The organism is Actinophytocola glycyrrhizae, from assembly GCF_042653545.1.
GTDB classification, from domain to species: domain Bacteria; phylum Actinomycetota; class Actinomycetes; order Mycobacteriales; family Pseudonocardiaceae; genus Actinophytocola; species Actinophytocola glycyrrhizae.
Genome location: NZ_JBHSIS010000004.1, coordinates 104,271 through 119,554 on the forward strand (window position 1 = coordinate 104,271; position 15,284 = coordinate 119,554).

9 protein-coding genes are annotated in these 15,284 nt (G+C 73.3%); 8 read left to right on the top strand and 1 reads right to left on the bottom strand.

Going from position 1 to position 15,284, the window contains the following annotated elements; all coding sequences use genetic code 11:
* The 4 genes from ACFPCV_RS10325 (at nt 1) to ACFPCV_RS10340 (ending at nt 8,178) form a co-directional block, all read left to right on the top strand.
* Nucleotides 1-3,213 carry an ATP-dependent helicase gene (locus ACFPCV_RS10325; protein WP_378055903.1) on the top strand — a complete coding sequence of 1,071 codons (3,213 nt, stop codon included), beginning with the start codon at nt 1-3 and terminating at the stop codon, nt 3,211-3,213.
* Complete coding sequence (locus ACFPCV_RS10330; RefSeq protein WP_378055904.1) at nt 3,213-6,455, top strand: ATP-dependent helicase; 3,243 nt, start codon at nt 3,213-3,215, stop codon at nt 6,453-6,455. Before ACFPCV_RS10325 ends, ACFPCV_RS10330 begins: the two co-directional genes overlap by 1 nt.
* Nucleotides 6,456-6,622: 167 nt before the next feature.
* Nucleotides 6,623-7,687 (top strand): potassium channel family protein, encoded by a 1,065-nt coding sequence (locus tag ACFPCV_RS10335; protein ID WP_378055905.1) that lies wholly within the window; start codon nt 6,623-6,625, stop codon nt 7,685-7,687.
* Nucleotides 7,688-7,725: 38 nt separating this feature from the next.
* Nucleotides 7,726-8,178: a hypothetical protein gene (locus ACFPCV_RS10340; RefSeq protein WP_378055859.1), complete on the top strand. Its 453-nt coding sequence runs from the start codon at nt 7,726-7,728 to the stop codon at nt 8,176-8,178.
* Between the two features lie 294 nt (nt 8,179-8,472).
* Here ACFPCV_RS10340 and ACFPCV_RS10345 read toward each other — a convergent pair whose 3' ends face one another.
* Entirely contained in the window at nt 8,473-9,693 is a 1,221-nt protein-coding gene (locus tag ACFPCV_RS10345; protein ID WP_378055860.1) for a neutral zinc metallopeptidase, read from the bottom strand.
* A 67-nt stretch (nt 9,694-9,760) separates the two neighbouring features.
* Here ACFPCV_RS10345 and ACFPCV_RS10350 point away from each other — a divergent pair, with 67 nt between their 5' ends.
* From ACFPCV_RS10350 to nudC, 4 genes are all read left to right on the top strand, one after another.
* Nucleotides 9,761-11,515 carry a DUF2207 domain-containing protein gene (locus tag ACFPCV_RS10350; RefSeq protein ID WP_378055861.1) on the top strand — a complete coding sequence of 585 codons (1,755 nt, stop codon included), beginning with the start codon at nt 9,761-9,763 and terminating at the stop codon, nt 11,513-11,515.
* A gap of 128 nt (nt 11,516-11,643) precedes the next feature.
* Nucleotides 11,644-12,927, top strand: a complete 1,284-nt coding sequence (locus tag ACFPCV_RS10355; protein ID WP_378055862.1) for a M16 family metallopeptidase — start codon at nt 11,644-11,646, stop codon at nt 12,925-12,927.
* Entirely contained in the window at nt 12,924-14,279 is a 1,356-nt protein-coding gene (locus ACFPCV_RS10360; protein WP_378055863.1) for a M16 family metallopeptidase, read from the top strand. Before ACFPCV_RS10355 ends, ACFPCV_RS10360 begins: the two co-directional genes overlap by 4 nt.
* Nucleotides 14,276-15,232, top strand: a complete 957-nt coding sequence (gene nudC, locus ACFPCV_RS10365; RefSeq protein ID WP_378055864.1) for an NAD(+) diphosphatase — start codon at nt 14,276-14,278, stop codon at nt 15,230-15,232. Before ACFPCV_RS10360 ends, nudC begins: the two co-directional genes overlap by 4 nt.
* The last annotated feature ends 52 nt before the right edge of the window (nt 15,233-15,284 follow it).

A 15,284-nucleotide genomic window follows, 5' to 3' on the forward strand; every position in this document is an offset into this window, starting at 1 on the left:
ATGCCGGCTCCCCGGCTCGTTCGCCGGCCGGTTGCACCCCGCGTCGAGACCCGGTGGGAACCGGCCGTGCGGCGCGTGCTCGACGGCGCCGACGGGTTCGTCCGCGTGCTCGGCGGGCCCGGCACCGGCAAGACGACCCTGCTCACCGAGATCGCGGCCGACCGCATCCTGCGTGGTGGGGTCGACCCAGAGCAACTGCTCGTCATCACCGCCAGCAGGCGGGCCGCGATCGAGGTGCGGGCCGCGGTCGCGCGGCTGATCACCGAGCACGACGACACCGGCGACGTGCCACGCACGGTCCGTGAACCGCTCGTGCGCACCGTCCACTCCTACGCGTTCTCCGTGCTCCGGCTGCACGCGCAGCTGCGGGACGTGCCGGGGCCGCGGCTGCTGTCCGGGCCAGAGCAGGACGCCGTCGTCCGTGAGCTGCTCGCCGGGGACGTCGAGGACGACGCGCCCTACTGGCCCGACCGGCTCCGGGCCGCGCTCACCGTGCCCGGGTTCGCCGAGGAACTCCGGGACCTCATGCTCCGGGCCGCCGAGCGCGGCCTCGGGCCGGAGGACCTGATCAGGCTCGGGCGGGAGACCAGACAACCGGAATGGGTCGCCGCCGGGCGGTTCGCGTTGCAGTACGAGCAGGTCACGCTGCTCGCCGGGGCCGCGGACAGCGCCGTCGCGCAGGAGTCGGCACCCGCGCTCGACGCCGCCGAGCTGGTCGCCGGCGCGGTGCTCGCGTTCGAGACCGACGCCGCGCTGCTCGCTTCCGAGCGGGACCGGGTGCGGTACCTGCTCGTCGACGACGCCCAGCACCTCGACCCGCTCCAGTACCGGCTGCTGGCCAGGCTCGGGCTCGCCGCCAAGGAGTTCGTGCTCACCGGGGACCCCGACCAGGCCGTGTTCTCCTTCCGCGGCGCCGATCCCCGGCTGCTCGCCGACACCGAACCCCAGGGCGGCACCGTCGTCCTGCGGGAGTCGCACCGCATGGCGCCCGCGGTCCGCGCGGCCGTCGGCAGGCTCGCCGCGCGGCTGCCGGGGGCCGCGCCGCAGCGGCCGGTGGCGGGCGAGGAGGCCGAGAACTCCCACGCGAACGGGAGCGTCGAGGTCCACCTCCACACGACGGAGGCCGCGGAGGCGGCGTGGATCGCCGACCAGTTCCGGCGCGCGCACCTCATCGACGGGGTGCCGTGGTCGGAGATGGCGGTGTTGTGCCGGTCCGTCACCCGGTCCGCGCCGGTGCTGTACCGCGCGCTGACCACCGCGGGCGTGCCGGTCGCCACCGACGCCGACGAGCTGCCGCTGGCCAGACAGCCAGCGGTGCGGCCGTTGCTGGAGCTGCTGCGCGTGGCCACCCACCCGCGCCTGCTCGACCCCGAACGCGCGGAGATGCTGCTGACGAGCCAGTTCGGCGGCGCCGACCCGCTCGCGGTGCGCAGGCTGCGCCGCGGGCTGCGCAGGCTCGACCTCGCCGCCGGGCAGGACCGGCCGTCCGACGAGCTGATCGTCGAGGTGCTCAGGTCCGGCGACCTGCTCGCCGCGCTCGACGACGTCGAGGCCACCAGCGTCCGCCGCGTCGCCGGGCTGCTCGCCACCGCACGCAAGGCCATCGCCGAGAACGTCGGCATCGAGCAGGTGCTCTGGCTGGTGTGGCAGCAGAGCGGGCTCGAGCAGCGCTGGGTCGCGCAGTCGCAGCGCGGCGGCACCCTTGGCGCGCAGGCGGACCGCGACCTCGACGCGGTCGTCGGCCTGTTCCACGCCGCTGCCCGCTACGCCGACCGGCTGCCCGGTGCCGGGGTCACCGGCTTCGCCGACTTCCTTGCCGCGCAACGGATCGTGGGGGACACGCTCGCCCCGTCCGCGCAGCGCGACAACGTCGTGTCCGTGCTCACCGCGCACGGCGCCGTCGGTCGCGAATGGACAGTCGTGGCGGTGCTCGGTGTCCAGGAGGGCACCTGGCCGGACCTGCGGCTGCGTGGCTCGCTGCTCGGTGTCGAACGGCTCGTCGACCGGCTGTCCGGCCTCGACGACACCGCGGGGGCGCAGATGTCGGCGACCGCGCCGCTGCTCGCCGAGGAACGCAGGCTCCTGCTCGTCGCCGCGAGCCGCGCCCGCCGCAAGCTGCTGGTTTCGGCCATCCGGGGCGAGGACGAGCAGCCGTCCCGGTTCCTCGCCGAGCTGTCCGGGGTGGACATCGAGGAACTGGCGGACGCGGGCAGGCCCACCTCGCTCGGCGGCACCCGGCGCGCGCTCGTGCTCGCGGACCTCGTCGGCGACCTGCGCCGCGCGGTCTGCGACCCCGGCGGGACCGAGGAACGCAGACGCGCCGCCGCGCGCCAGCTCGCCCGCCTCGCCGACGCCGGCGTGCCCGGCGCGAGCCCCGAGACCTGGTACGGGCTGGCCGGCCTGTCCACCGCCGATCCCCTGCGCGCCAAGGAAGACCTCGTCACCGTCTCACCGTCGAACGTCGAGATGCTGGCCAAGTGCCCGCTGCGCTGGGTGGTCGAGCGGCACGGCGGCACCGACCCCGCCGAGCTGGCGTCGATCACCGGTGTGCTCGTGCACGCGCTCGCGCAGGCCGCCGCGACCGGCGCCGACGAGGTACACCTGCGGGCCGAGCTGGACCGCGCGTGGGACGCCGTGGACGCGGGTGCGCCGTGGTTCTCCCGCAGGGAGCGGCAACGGGTGCACGCCATGCTGGACACGTTCCTCGCCTGGGTCGCGGCGACCCGGGGTGAGCTGACGCAGGTCGCGGTCGAGCACGACTTCACCGTCGACCTCCCGGAGACCGAACCGCCGGTGCGGGTCCGGGGCCGAGTCGACCGGCTGGAGGCCGACAACGAGGGCCACCCCGTCGTGGTCGACGTGAAGACCGGCAGGAACGCGGTCACCGAGGCCGACGCCCGCGAGCACCCGCAGCTCGCCGTGTACCAGCTCGCGGCGGCCTACGGCGCGTTCGTCGAGCTGGGCCTGGACACCGAACCCGGTGGCGCGCGGCTGTTGTACGTCGCGAAGGCCAACCGCAAGAAGGCCGCGACCGAACGCAACCAGGCCCCGGTCGGCGAGGACGGCGTGAAGCACTGGACCGGTGTCGTCGCCGACGCGGCCGCCGCCGGCACCGGCCCCGGCTACCTGGCGAAGCAGAACCCGGACTGCCCGCGCTGCCCGGTGCGCGTGAGCTGCCCCATGCACACCAGCGGGCGGCAGGTCACCGAGTGATCTCCGCGGTGATCTCCCCCCGGGAACTCGCGAAGGAACTCGGCCTGCCCGCTCCGACCGCCGAGCAGGCCGAGGTGATCGCCGCACCCACCGACCCGGCGCTGGTCGTCGCGGGTGCGGGTGCGGGCAAGACCGAGACCATGGCCGCACGGGTGGTGTGGCTCGTCGCCAACGGCATCGTCGCCCCGGACCGCGTGCTGGGCCTGACCTTCACCCGCAAGGCCGCGCGCCAGCTCGCCGACCGGGTCCGCTCGCGGCTGCGCAGGCTCGCCGGGTCGCGGGTGCCCTACCGGCTCGACCCGGGCGGGCAACTGCTCGCCGACCTGTACGCGGGTGAGCCGACCGTGCTGACCTACCACGCCTACGCGGGCAGGCTCGTCGCCGAGCACGGGCTGCGGCTGCCGGTCGAACCCGGCGCGCGGCTGCTGACCGAGACCGCGTGCTGGCAGCTCGCGCACCGCGTCGTGTCGACGTGGACCCAGGACCTGGAGACCGAGCGGGTGCCGGTCACGGTGACCAGGTACCTCCTGGAGCTCGCCGGTGAGCTGGCCGAGCACCTCGTCGACACCGACCGGCTGCGCGAGTACAGCGAGGACCTCGCGGCGACCGTCGAGAACGCGCCGCGCGGCCCGCGCCAACGTGCCGAGCTGTCCCAGGACCTGAGAGAAGTCGTTGCCACGCAACGGTTCCGACTCGCGCTGCTGCCGCTGGTCAAGGCCTACGGCGACGCGAAGCGCAAGGAGGGCGCGCTGGACTTCGCCGAGCAGATGGCACTGGCCGCGCAACTCGCGAGCACGCAACCCGAGGTGGCGGCCGGGGAGCGGGCACGGTACGGCACCGCGCTGCTCGACGAGTACCAGGACACCGGCCACTCGCAACGGATCCTGCTGCGGTCGCTGTTCGGCGGCAGGGACCCGATGCCGGTCACCGCCGTGGGCGACCCGGTGCAGGCGATCTACGGCTGGCGTGGCGCGAGTGCCGCGAACCTGCCCCGCTTCGCCACCGACTTTCCCAAGCTGGACAACGACGAGCTCGTGCCTGCCACCCGCTACGGCCTGCTGACGAGCTTCCGCAACCCGCCCGAGGTGCTCGCGCTCGCCAACGCGATCTCCGGCCCGCTGCGCCGCGCGGGCCTCGACGTCGACGAGCTGCGGGCCCCCCAGGGACGGGGCTCCGCCGACGTCCGTGTCGCGTTGCTGCCGGACGCGAACGCGGAGGTCGGGTGGCTCGCCGACGAGATCGCCCAGCGGTGGCGGTTCATCAGCGACGAACGGGACCGGCCGCCGACCGCCGCGGTGCTCGTGCGGCGGCGCGCCGACATGACCGACATCGCGGCCGCCCTGCGCGCCAGGGGGTTGCCGGTCGAGGTCGTCGGCATCGGCGGTCTGCTCGACGAACCCGAGGTGCGGGACCTGGTGTCGGCGCTGCGTGTGCTCATCGACCCGCTCGCGGGCGCGGCGGCGGCCCGGTTGCTGACCGGCGCGCGGTGGCGGCTCGGCGCGGCCGACCTCGCCGCGCTGTGGAAGCGGGCAGCGGAACTGGGCCGGGACTACCGGCCCGACGGCGACGGCGGACTTGTCGACGTGGTGCCGGGGGAGAGCGCCGAGCAGGCCGGGCTGGTCGACGCGATCGACGACCCTGGTGACGCGCAGCGGTACTCCAGGGAGGGGTACCGGCGGATCCGGTCGCTCGGCGGCGAGCTGCGGATGCTGCGGCGGCGGCTCGACCAGCCGCTGCCCGAGCTGGTCGCGGACGTCGAACGCGCGATGCTGCTGGACGTCGAGGCGACCGCGCGGGTCGGCGGCGCCCGGCGGGCCCACCTGAACAAGTTCGCCGACGTGGTGTCCGACTACGCACAGGCCAGTCCGTCGGCCAGCCTCGGCGCGCTGCTGGACTACCTCGCGGCGGCGGAGAGCGCGGAGGACGGGCTCGAACCGGGTGAGGTGGAGGTCGCCGAGGACCGCGTGCAGATCCTGACCGTGCACAGCGCGAAAGGTCTCGAATGGGAGATCGTCGCGGTGCCGCACCTGGTCAACGACGTGTTCCCCAGCAGGAAGCGGACGTCGTGCTGGCTGCGTGCCGTGACCGAGCTGCCTGCCGCGCTGCGTGGCGACTCGCCCGACCTGCCCGTGCTGGACCTGTCGAACGCGGGCAACCGCAAGGAGGTCGAGGTCGAGCTGACCAACCACGCGGAGGCGTTCGCCGAGCGCGACCTCGTCGAGGAACGACGGCTCTGCTACGTCGCCCTGACCCGGTCGGAGCGGACGCTGCTGGTGTCCGCGCACTGGTGGGGCCGCACCGGCGCCAAACCGAAGGGGCCGTCGGACTTCTTCACCGAGGTCGCGGCCGCGGTGGGACCGATGGACGAGGGGGTCGCTTCGGTCGAGTTCATGGCGCCCGAACCGCCCGAGCACGAGGAGAACCCGCTCGCCACCGCGGAACGCGCCGCGCTGTGGCCCGCGGACCCGCTGTCGTCCGCGCGCGGGCACGTCGAGGACGCGGCGGCACTGGTCCGTGCCGAGCTGGCAGCGCTGCGGTCGGGTGAGCAGCTGGCGCTGGAGCCGGACCCGGAGGGCTGGGTCGCCGACACCGACGTGCTCCTGGCCGAACGCGCGGCGGCGGCGAACCGGCGCGAGGACGTGACGCTGCCCGAGTCGATCTCCGTGAGCCAGCTGGTGGAGCTGGCGCGGGACCCGGCGTCGCTGGCACGCAGGCTCCGCCGCCCGCTGCCGTTCCCGCCGAACCCGGTGGCCAGGCGGGGCACCGCGTTCCACGCGTGGCTGGAGAAGCGGTTCGGCTCACGCGCGCTGCTGGACCTCGACGAGCTGCCCGGCTCGGCCGACGCGGACGCGGCGGCCGACGCCGACCTGGCGGCGTTGCAGGAGGCGTTCCTCGCGTCGGACTGGGCGGAACGGTCGCCTTCCGCGGTCGAGGTGTCGTTCACCTGCGACGTCGACGGGATGACGTTGCGCGGCAGGCTGGACGCGGTGTTCACCGACCGGGACGGTGGGTGGACCGTGGTCGACTGGAAGACCGGCGCGGTGCCGTCGGACGATGAGCTGCCCGCGTTGTCGGTGCAGCTGGCGGCCTACCGGCTGGCGTGGGCGAGCCTGAACGACGTGCCGGTGTCGCAGGTGCGCGCGGCGTTCCACTACGTCCGGACCGACGTGACGCTGCGGCCGGTGGACCTGATGGACGCGCCCGCCCTGCGGACACTGCTGCGGGGGATCCCGACCAGCTGAGGGCGGCGCGAACGACAAGGTCGTCGTCGTGCCCCCGGTGCGGGGTGGCCGGGCGTTCCCGCACCTCACCCGCGGCCGGACGGAAACCGCGGGTCCGCCACGCGTGCGGCGGCCACCACGGCTAATCTCCCCACGTGACCAGCCAAGACGAGCCGGCGGTGCGGCGGCTGCGCAAGCTGCGCTTCGCCGAGCGGCTCACCGACCGGCCGGACCACTCCCTGGTCGGCGTGATCCGCATGCCGGAGTCCACCGTCAGCCCGATCACGTCGATCGTGCGGCGGATCGTCTGGGCGCTCGTGGCCCTGTTCGTGGCCGTGCTCCTCGTGTACTTCGGCCGGGACGGCTACCGCGACAGCAACGGGGACGGCCTGTCGTTCCTCGACGCCGTGTACTACGCGACGGTGTCGCTCTCGACCACCGGCTACGGCGACATCACGCCGGTCAGCTCGTCGGCCAGACTCGTCAACGTCCTGGTCATCACCCCGCTGCGGGTCCTGTTCCTTATCGTCCTGGTCGGCACCACCCTCGCGGTGCTCACCGAGCGCTCCCGCCAGGCGTTCAAGCTGCAACGATGGAGGTCGAAGGTGCGCGATCACGTGGTGGTCGTCGGGTACGGCACCAAGGGCCGGTCCGCCGTGCGTTCCGTGCTGACCGACGGCGTGGAGCCGGAGCAGATCGTGGTCGTGGACACCGACCACGCGATGCTGGAGACGGCCTCCGCGCTCGGCCTCGTCACCGTGCACGGCTCCGGCACGCGGTCGGACGTACTGCGGGTCGCCGGGGTGCCGAGGGCGCGGGCGGTCGTGGTGGCGGCGAACCGGGACGACTCGGCCGTGCTGGTCACCCTCACCGCCCGCGAGCTGGCGCCCAAGGCACAGATCGTGGCCGCGGTGCGGGAGGCGGAGAACGTGCACCTGCTGCGCCAGTCCGGTGCGAACCAGGTCGTGGTGTCCAGCGAGACCGCGGGCAGGCTGCTCGGCATGGCGACGCACACGCCGACGGTCGTCGACATGGTCGAGGACCTGATCACGCCGGAGTCCGGGCTCGCGATCGCCGAGCGGGACGTCGAGGAGAGCGAGATCGGCGGGTCGCCGAGGCACCTGCCGGACATCGTGCTCGGCGTGGTGCGCAACGGAAAGCTGTACCGCGTCGACCACCCGGAGGCGGACGCGCTGGAGCCAGGCGACCGGCTGCTGTACGTCAAGAAAGTGACCCGCGCAGGCAAGGACTGACCTGTCGGACCGCCGCCGGTGTCTGGGACGATCGCCGCGTGCGGATCTGGGGCGTGCTCATCCCACCCGACTACCTGCGGTTGGCGGCGGCGGGCACCGGGGTCGTCGTGCTCGGGGTGCTGATCGCCGTGCTCGTCGACACCGTCGGCCTGTTGGGTACGTCGGAGGAGGACGAGGGCAGCACGGCCCGCGCGACAGTGGTGACGGGGGTGCCGTGCGACCGTGCCGGCGCACCGGAAACGGTGGCGTTCAAGGCAGGCGGCAAGGACCACCGGGTCAGGTTCGACGGCTGCGGACACGCCGAAGGCGAACCGGTGGAGGTGACAGTGCCCCCGGGCCCGCTGAACGACGACCTGCTGGTCCACGCCGCCGACGCGACGGTGGGCGACACCAAGGACGGTGAGGGCCTCGGCCTGCTACTGCTCGTGCTCAGCAGCACAGCAGGCGCAGGCTACGCCTTCCTACTACGCCCCACCCGCCACCCGACCTAACCCCCGCAAGCCCCACTCAAACCCGCGAGTCCCCGGTTCAGAACCCGCGAGTCCCCGGTTCGGGACCCGCGAGTCCCCGGTTCGGGACTCGCGAACTGACGGTTCGCCCTGATTGGCGACAGAGCCGAACCGTCGACTTGTCCGTCGTGAACCGACAGCTCGCGAGTCCTGAATGGGGAACTCGCGGGTTCTGAACGGGGGACTCGCGGGTCTTGAACGGGGGACTCGCGGGTTCTGAACGGGGGACTCGCGGGTTCTGAGCGGGGGACTCGCGGGTTTGGGTGGGGTTGGGGGTTAGGAGACGTCTTCTGGTGGGGACAGCCAGGTGTTGCACTCGTAGGTGCGGTTTCGTTGTGCGCCTTGTTCCCACCACGCGATGGCGTGTTCGTCGCTGCCGTGGTCGCGGGGCATGCCCGGGTTGTGGTCGCCGCGGTCCTGGGTGGTGCGGGCGTCGGTGAGGATGTCGTCGTCCACCGAGCCCCGGCCGTACGTCGCGGCGAGGAACATCCCCGAGAAGCACTGCGCCTGCAGCTCGAACCGGCGGGACAGCTCCAGCCCGGCCTCGCTGTCCGCGCCCGCGTCGTACCTGGCGTCCCAGTAGGTGTCCATGACCCCGCTCATGGCCTGCACGTGGTGGCCGTACTCGTGCGCGAGCACCGCCAGGTACACCCCGGGCCGCGCGCCGTACATCTCGGTCTGCAGCCCGGCGAACGGCATGTACAGCGTGTTGTCGTAGCTGCAGTAGAACGCCGCGACCGCACCGCCCCCTGCGGACACGTCACCGCACGGGCTCGACCACTCCGTGCCCTCCGGGAACGCGAGGCCCGGCGTGAAGAACGGCAGGCCCTGGTACTCCATGACCGGCTGCCACGCCGCGTCCAGGCACGGCAGCGCGCTCTGGAAGAACGCTGCCGCACCGGCGGGGCTGGTCTCCCACCCGGCCAGGTCGCACGTCACCGCCGGGGTGCCGACGTCGCCGGCGAACAGCGGGTTGTCCTCCAGCGCGTACACCGGCTGGGGCCCCGCCCGCGTGGTCTGCGTCGGGCTGTCGTCCGTGGTCTCCTCGTCGGTGGTGGTCGTCGTGGTGGTCGTCGACGTCTCGTACGAGGTGGACGAGTGGTCCGCCGACGTGGTCGTCGTCGTGGTGGTCTCCTCGTCGCCGTACCCGGTGTCGGCGACGCTGTCCCCCTTGCCGTTCATGGCGATCACGCCGACCAGCGCGACCGCGGCGAACAGCACGACCACGATCAGCGTGCCGACCAGAGCGGCCGTGTTCGACTTCTTGCGGGGCGCCAACAGGTGCTGGTGCCCCGGGTACTGCGACCACGGCGGCGGGTACGGCGGCGGGTACTGCGGCGGTGCCCCCGGCGGCATCGGGTACGGCCGCGTCGGCGGCCGCTGGAGGTGCTGACCGGGTGGCGGGCCGTACCCGGCGGGACGGGGTGGCAGCGGCCGCGCCTGTGGTGGTGGCAGCGGCCCGGTAGGTCGCCACGGACCAGGTGGCGGCTGCGTCATCCCCGTCTCCCCCTGCTTGTGTCAGACAGCCGGTGAGCATATGGGCCCTCGGCTATCCTCCGCAGGCGTGTTGGCGAAGTGGGGGATTCCCGCGGCGGCGTTGGCCGCGTGCGTGCTGGTGGGACTGGCTTCCGGGGCAGGGGCGGAGGAACAGCCGACCCTGCCGTCGGTCCCCGTGCCGCCGTCGTCCGTGCCGACGCTGGAGTGGCCGGGAACGGCCCCGCCGAGCGGGGATTTCGGGGACCTCAAGCCGACCAGGCCCAGCGAACCGGCCGAGTCCACCGGCGCGGGCGGACCACCCGTCGGCCATCCGCTGCTGCCGGAGAGCGTCAACGTCGCGTTGAAGGTGGAGCGCGACGGCAGTCTTTCGGTCACCGAGCAGGTGTTCGTGCGGGCACGCGAGACGATGACGCGCCACGCGCCGCTGCGGATCAGGGCCGGTGACGACCGGGACCGCGTGTTCACGATCCGGGACGTCGAGGTCACCGGCAACGGCACGACCGAGGTGACCGGCGACGAGTTCGTCATGCGGCTCGGGGAGGGCGCCACCACCGTCACCTACCAGGTGGACGGTGCGGTCACCGACGTCGCGGGGCACCAGGAGGTGCGGTGGCAGGTCGCGAGCGGATGGGACACCGACGTGCGGCTGCTGCGTGCCTCGTTCATCGCGCCGGCCCAGCCGGCGGCGGTGGTGTGCCTCGCCGGGGCGTTCGGCACCGACTCGCCGTGCCGGTCCGCGCTCGCCGACTCGTCGCAGGTGCTGCGGGTCGTGCAGGAGAAGCTGCCTGCCGGGCAGCGCGTCGACCTGACCGTGCACCTGCCTGCCGGGACGGTCGGGGCGAACGCCAGGTTCGACGACATCGGCACCGCGAGCGCGTTCGCGCTGACCACGGCCGGCGCGATGGGGCTCGGTGCGCTGGTGCTGTTGCTGACCGGCGGTTTCGTGGTGCTGTGGCTGGCAAGGGGCCGGGACGCCCGTGCGCTCGCCGGTGCCGCGGGCCAGGTCGAGCTGCTGATGACCGGCGACGGCGGCCGGGTCGCGTTCGCGTCCCCGGACGGGGTACTGCCAGGGCAGGTCGGCACCGTCGTGGACGAGCGCGTGGACGTCGCGGACGTGACGGCGACCGTGGTCGACCTCGCCGTGCGGAACTACCTCTCGGTGCGGGAGAACGGGCCGGCCGAGTGGGTCCTGGTGCGCCGCAACCCGCCGGACGCCGCGCTCACCGACTACGAGCGGGCGGTCTACCAGCAGGTTCTGGGGGATGTCGCCGAGGTGCCGCTCACCGCACTGCGGGTGGATGTCGGCGCGGTCCGCGAGTCGCTCTACACCGATGTCGTGAAGCGGGAGTGGTTCGCGCGGCGGCCAGACCACGACCGGTCGCTGTGGTCGCTGGTCGGGGTGTTGCTGGCGGTGGCCGGGGTGGCCGCGACCGTCGTGCTGGCGCTGACCGTCGGGCACGCGCTGCTGGGGCTCGCGCTCGTCGTCGGCGGGCTCGGGCTGGCGCTGGGCGCGCGGATGATGCCCGCCAGGACCAGACGTGGTTCCGTTCTGGTGCAGCAGATCCGCGGGTTGCTGAACTACCTGCGCACCACCGAGGCCGCCGCGATCCCCGCCGAGGACCGGGAGATGGTGCTGTCCCGGTCGCTGCCGTACGCGGTGGTGCTCGGTGAGGCCGACGGGTGGATCCGCCGGTTCGCCGGCCTCGACGCCGCCGCGGACGGGACACCCGGCATCTACTGGTACGAGACGGGCGATCCCGCCGGGTTCCCCGCGCGGTTCGCCGCTTTCCTGTTGGCTTTGGACGGCGCCCTGGGGCGGTAGCCGCGCGGCACTCGCGCGGGTCGATGAAGTGACAGGTGCGCTGACCGGTTCCTCGGGCCGATCCGGTGGGGTGATCAACCGGCACGAGCCGGGCGCCGGGTGTCGGTGGGGACACGTAGGCTGCGGGCATGCCAGGAAATGAGCTGACCCGGTTCACGCTTCCCAACGGACTGCGCGTGGTGCTCGCCCCCGACCCGACGGCACCGGTCGTCGGTGTCAGCGTGCACTACGACGTGGGGTTCCGCTCCGAACCGGAGGGCCGCACGGGCTTCGCGCACCTCTTCGAGCACCTCATGTTCCAGGGCAGTGAGAGCCTCGAGAAGCTGGCCCACTTCCGGCACGTCCAGTCGTCGGGCGGCACGTTCAACGGCTCGACACACCCCGACTACACGGACTACTTCGAGGTGCTGCCGTCCGCGGGGCTGGAGCGGGCGCTGTTCCTCGAGGCCGACCGCATGCGGGCGCCCAAGATCACCGCGGAGAACCTGCGGAACCAGATCGACGTGGTCAAGGAAGAGATCCGGCTGAACGTGCTGAACCGGCCGTACGGCGGGTTCCCGTGGATCCTGCTGCCGCCGGTGCTGTACCAGACCTTCCCCAACGCCCACAACGGTTACGGCGACTTCACCGAGCTGGAGTCGGCGAACCTGGACGACTGCGCGCAGTTCTTCGACACCTACTACGCGCCGGCCAACGCGGTGCTGACCGTCGCCGGTGACCTCGACCTCGTGCGCGCCCGCGACCTGATCGAGAAGCACTTCGGCGACGTGCCGGCGCGCCCGGCGCCGGACCGGCCCTCGTTCGGGGAGCCGAGGCCCGCAGGCCAGCTGGAGTCCGAGCACGTCGACCCGCACGCGCCGCTGCCCGCGCTCGCGATCGGCTACCGCATGCCCGACCCGATCGCCGAGATGGACGGCTACCTCGCCAACCTGGTGCTCGCCTCGGTGCTCGCCGAGGGCGACGGGTCCCGGCTGCAGCAGCGCCTGGTCCTGCGTGAACCGCTGGTGACCGACGTCAACGCGGCCTGTGGCCTGTTCGGCCCGTTCGAGGCACGCGACCCGGACACGTTCACGATCACCGCCGTGTACTCGCCGGACGTCACCCGCGACCGGGTGCTCGCCGCGGTCGACGAGGAGCTGGACAAGCTCGCCACCACCGCACCGTCCGACCAGGAACTGGCGAAGGTCACCGCCCGCTGGGTCGCGGGCCTGCACCGCGAGCACGACCGGCTGGTGTCCCGCACGCTGGCGCTGGGCTCGTTCGAGCTGCTCTACGGCGAACCCGGCCTCGTCTACCAGCTCACCGACCGGCTCTCGGCGGTCACGCCGGACGCCGTGGCCGCCGCCGCCAAGGCGTTGCGCCCCGACTCGCGCGCGGTCCTCACCGTGTCCCCGGCAGGAGGAGAGAAGTGACTTTTCGTACGGCTGCCGAGATCGGCCGCACCGAGCGGGGTCCCCGGCCGCTGCCCGAACTCGGTGAGCAGCGTTCGGCCACCGGCCTCGAGTCCGTGGACACGGTGCTGGACAACGGTCTGCGGGTCATCGCGGTGCACCAGCCGACCGTGCCGATGGCCGAGGTGCGGCTGCGGATCCCGTTCGCGGGCACCGACCGGCGGCACGCGGCGGTCGCCGAGGTCCTCGCCGCCACGATCCTCACCGGCACGCAGCGCCGCGACCGCGTCGCCATGGACACCGACATCGCGCTGGTCGGCGGCGAACTCGGCGCCGGGGTGGACCCGGAGCGGCTCGCGATCGGCGGCAACGCGCTGGCGAGCGGCCTGGACACGCTGCTGGACGTGCTGGCCGACGCGCTGACCGGCGCCGCGTACCGCGACGAGGAGGTCGAGGGCGAGCGGGCTCGGCTGGTCGAGCGGATCGCCGTCGCCCGGTCGCAGCCGAGCGTGATCGCCCGCGAGGCGCTGCAGCGGCACCGGTACGGCGACCACCCGTTCACCCGCGAGACGCCGGAGGCGGCGGACGTCGCGACCGTCACCGTCGACGAGGTGCGGGCCATGCACCGCGCGTCGGTGCTGCCCAGGGGTTCGGTGCTGGTGTTCGTCGGCGACGTCGCGCCCGACACCGTGATCGCGAAGATCGGCACCGCGCTGGCCGGCTGGTCGGCGCAGGCCAGTGCGGTCGAGCTGCCGGACCTGCCGGACGTGGCGGGCGGCGACGTGCTGTTCGTGCCCCGGCCGGGTGCGGTGCAGTCGCAGCTGCGGCTGTCCGCGCAGGCCATCCCGCGCAGCGACCCGCGCTACCCGGCGCTGCAGCTCGCGAACCTGGCCTACGGCGGGTTCTTCTCGTCGCGGCTGGTCGAGAACATCCGCGAGGACAAGGGCTACACCTACCACGCGCGGTCGTCGCTGGAGTTCACCGTGCGCGGCGCGACGCTGCTCGTGGACGCGGACACGGCGAGCGAGGTCACCGCGCCCGCGCTGCTGGAGATGCGGTACGAGCTGGGCAGGCTCGGTGTGGTGCCGCCGAGCGCCGAGGAGGTGGACACCGTCCGCCAGTACGCGATCGGCTCGCTGCTGATCTCGACGGCCTCGCAGACCGGGCTCGCGTCGCAGCTGGCCGCGCTGGCACCGCTCGGCCTCGGCGCCGACTGGCTGGTCGAGCACCCGGACCGGCTCGCGCAGGTCACGGCGGAGCAGATCGCGCAGGCGGCACGGGAGTTCTTCTCGCCGACCAGGTTCACCGGTGTCGTCGTCGGCGACGCGGCACAGTTCGCGGCGCTGCGATCCCTTGGCGGCGTCGTCGAGTGACCGTCCCGTTCCAGCTCGCGGAGGTGCCCCGGCTCTCGCGGTCCACCGTGGACCGCAACGAGCCGGTGCGCACCGACCCGGAACGTCTGGCGAAGCTGTGGCAGACCGGGCGGGTGATCGTCGTCGACCGCAAGGGCCGTACCCCGGTCCACTCGGGCGCGACCGAGCTGGCCCACCGGCCGGCCGTTGGCGAGCTGCCGCCGGACGCGATGCTGCTCGGCGAGGCGGACGGCGTCGGCTACTGGGTGTGCGGGACCGACGAGGAGCTGCGCGAGGGAGTGCCGTCGCCGGACTCGGCGTGGGGGCTGTGGACCGGCGCGTCGAAGGACGGCGAGGAGTGGCACGACCTGCGCACGACGGGCGCGCTGCTGTCCGACACCGCGGCCGGCCTGTTCACCACGGCGGTCGCGCTGGTGAGCTGGCACGCCAAGGCGAAGTTCTGCGCGAACTGCGGCACGGCCGTCGAGCGGCGCAACGCGGGCTGGGCCACGCACTGCCCGAACTGTGGCCGTGAGGAGTACCCGCGCACCGACCCCGCGGTGATCTGTCTCGTGCACGACGGCGTGGGCGGCAACGGGTCGCACGTCCTGCTGGCACGCCAGCCGATCTGGCCGCCCGCGCGCTACTCGGTGCTGGCCGGTTTCGTCGAGGCAGGCGAGTCGCTCGAGGCGTGCGTGGCGCGGGAGATCGCCGAGGAGGTCGGCGTCGAGGTGTCGGACATCCGGTACCTGGGCAGCCAGCCGTGGCCGTTCCCCCGTTCGATCATGGTCGGCTTCGCGGCCGTCGCCGACGGCACGGTGCCGGTGCACCCGGCGGACGGGGAGATCGAGGAGGCGATGTGGGTGTCCCGCGCGGTGGTCCGCGAGGCACTGGCCACGGAGTCACCCGACCTGAAGCTCCCCGGCCCGACGTCGATCGCCTACCAGATGATCAAGGGCTGGGCGCTGGCCTAGGCCGCCTCCCGGAACTCGAGGCGTTGGTCTCGGCCCGGCGCCACCGGGGACC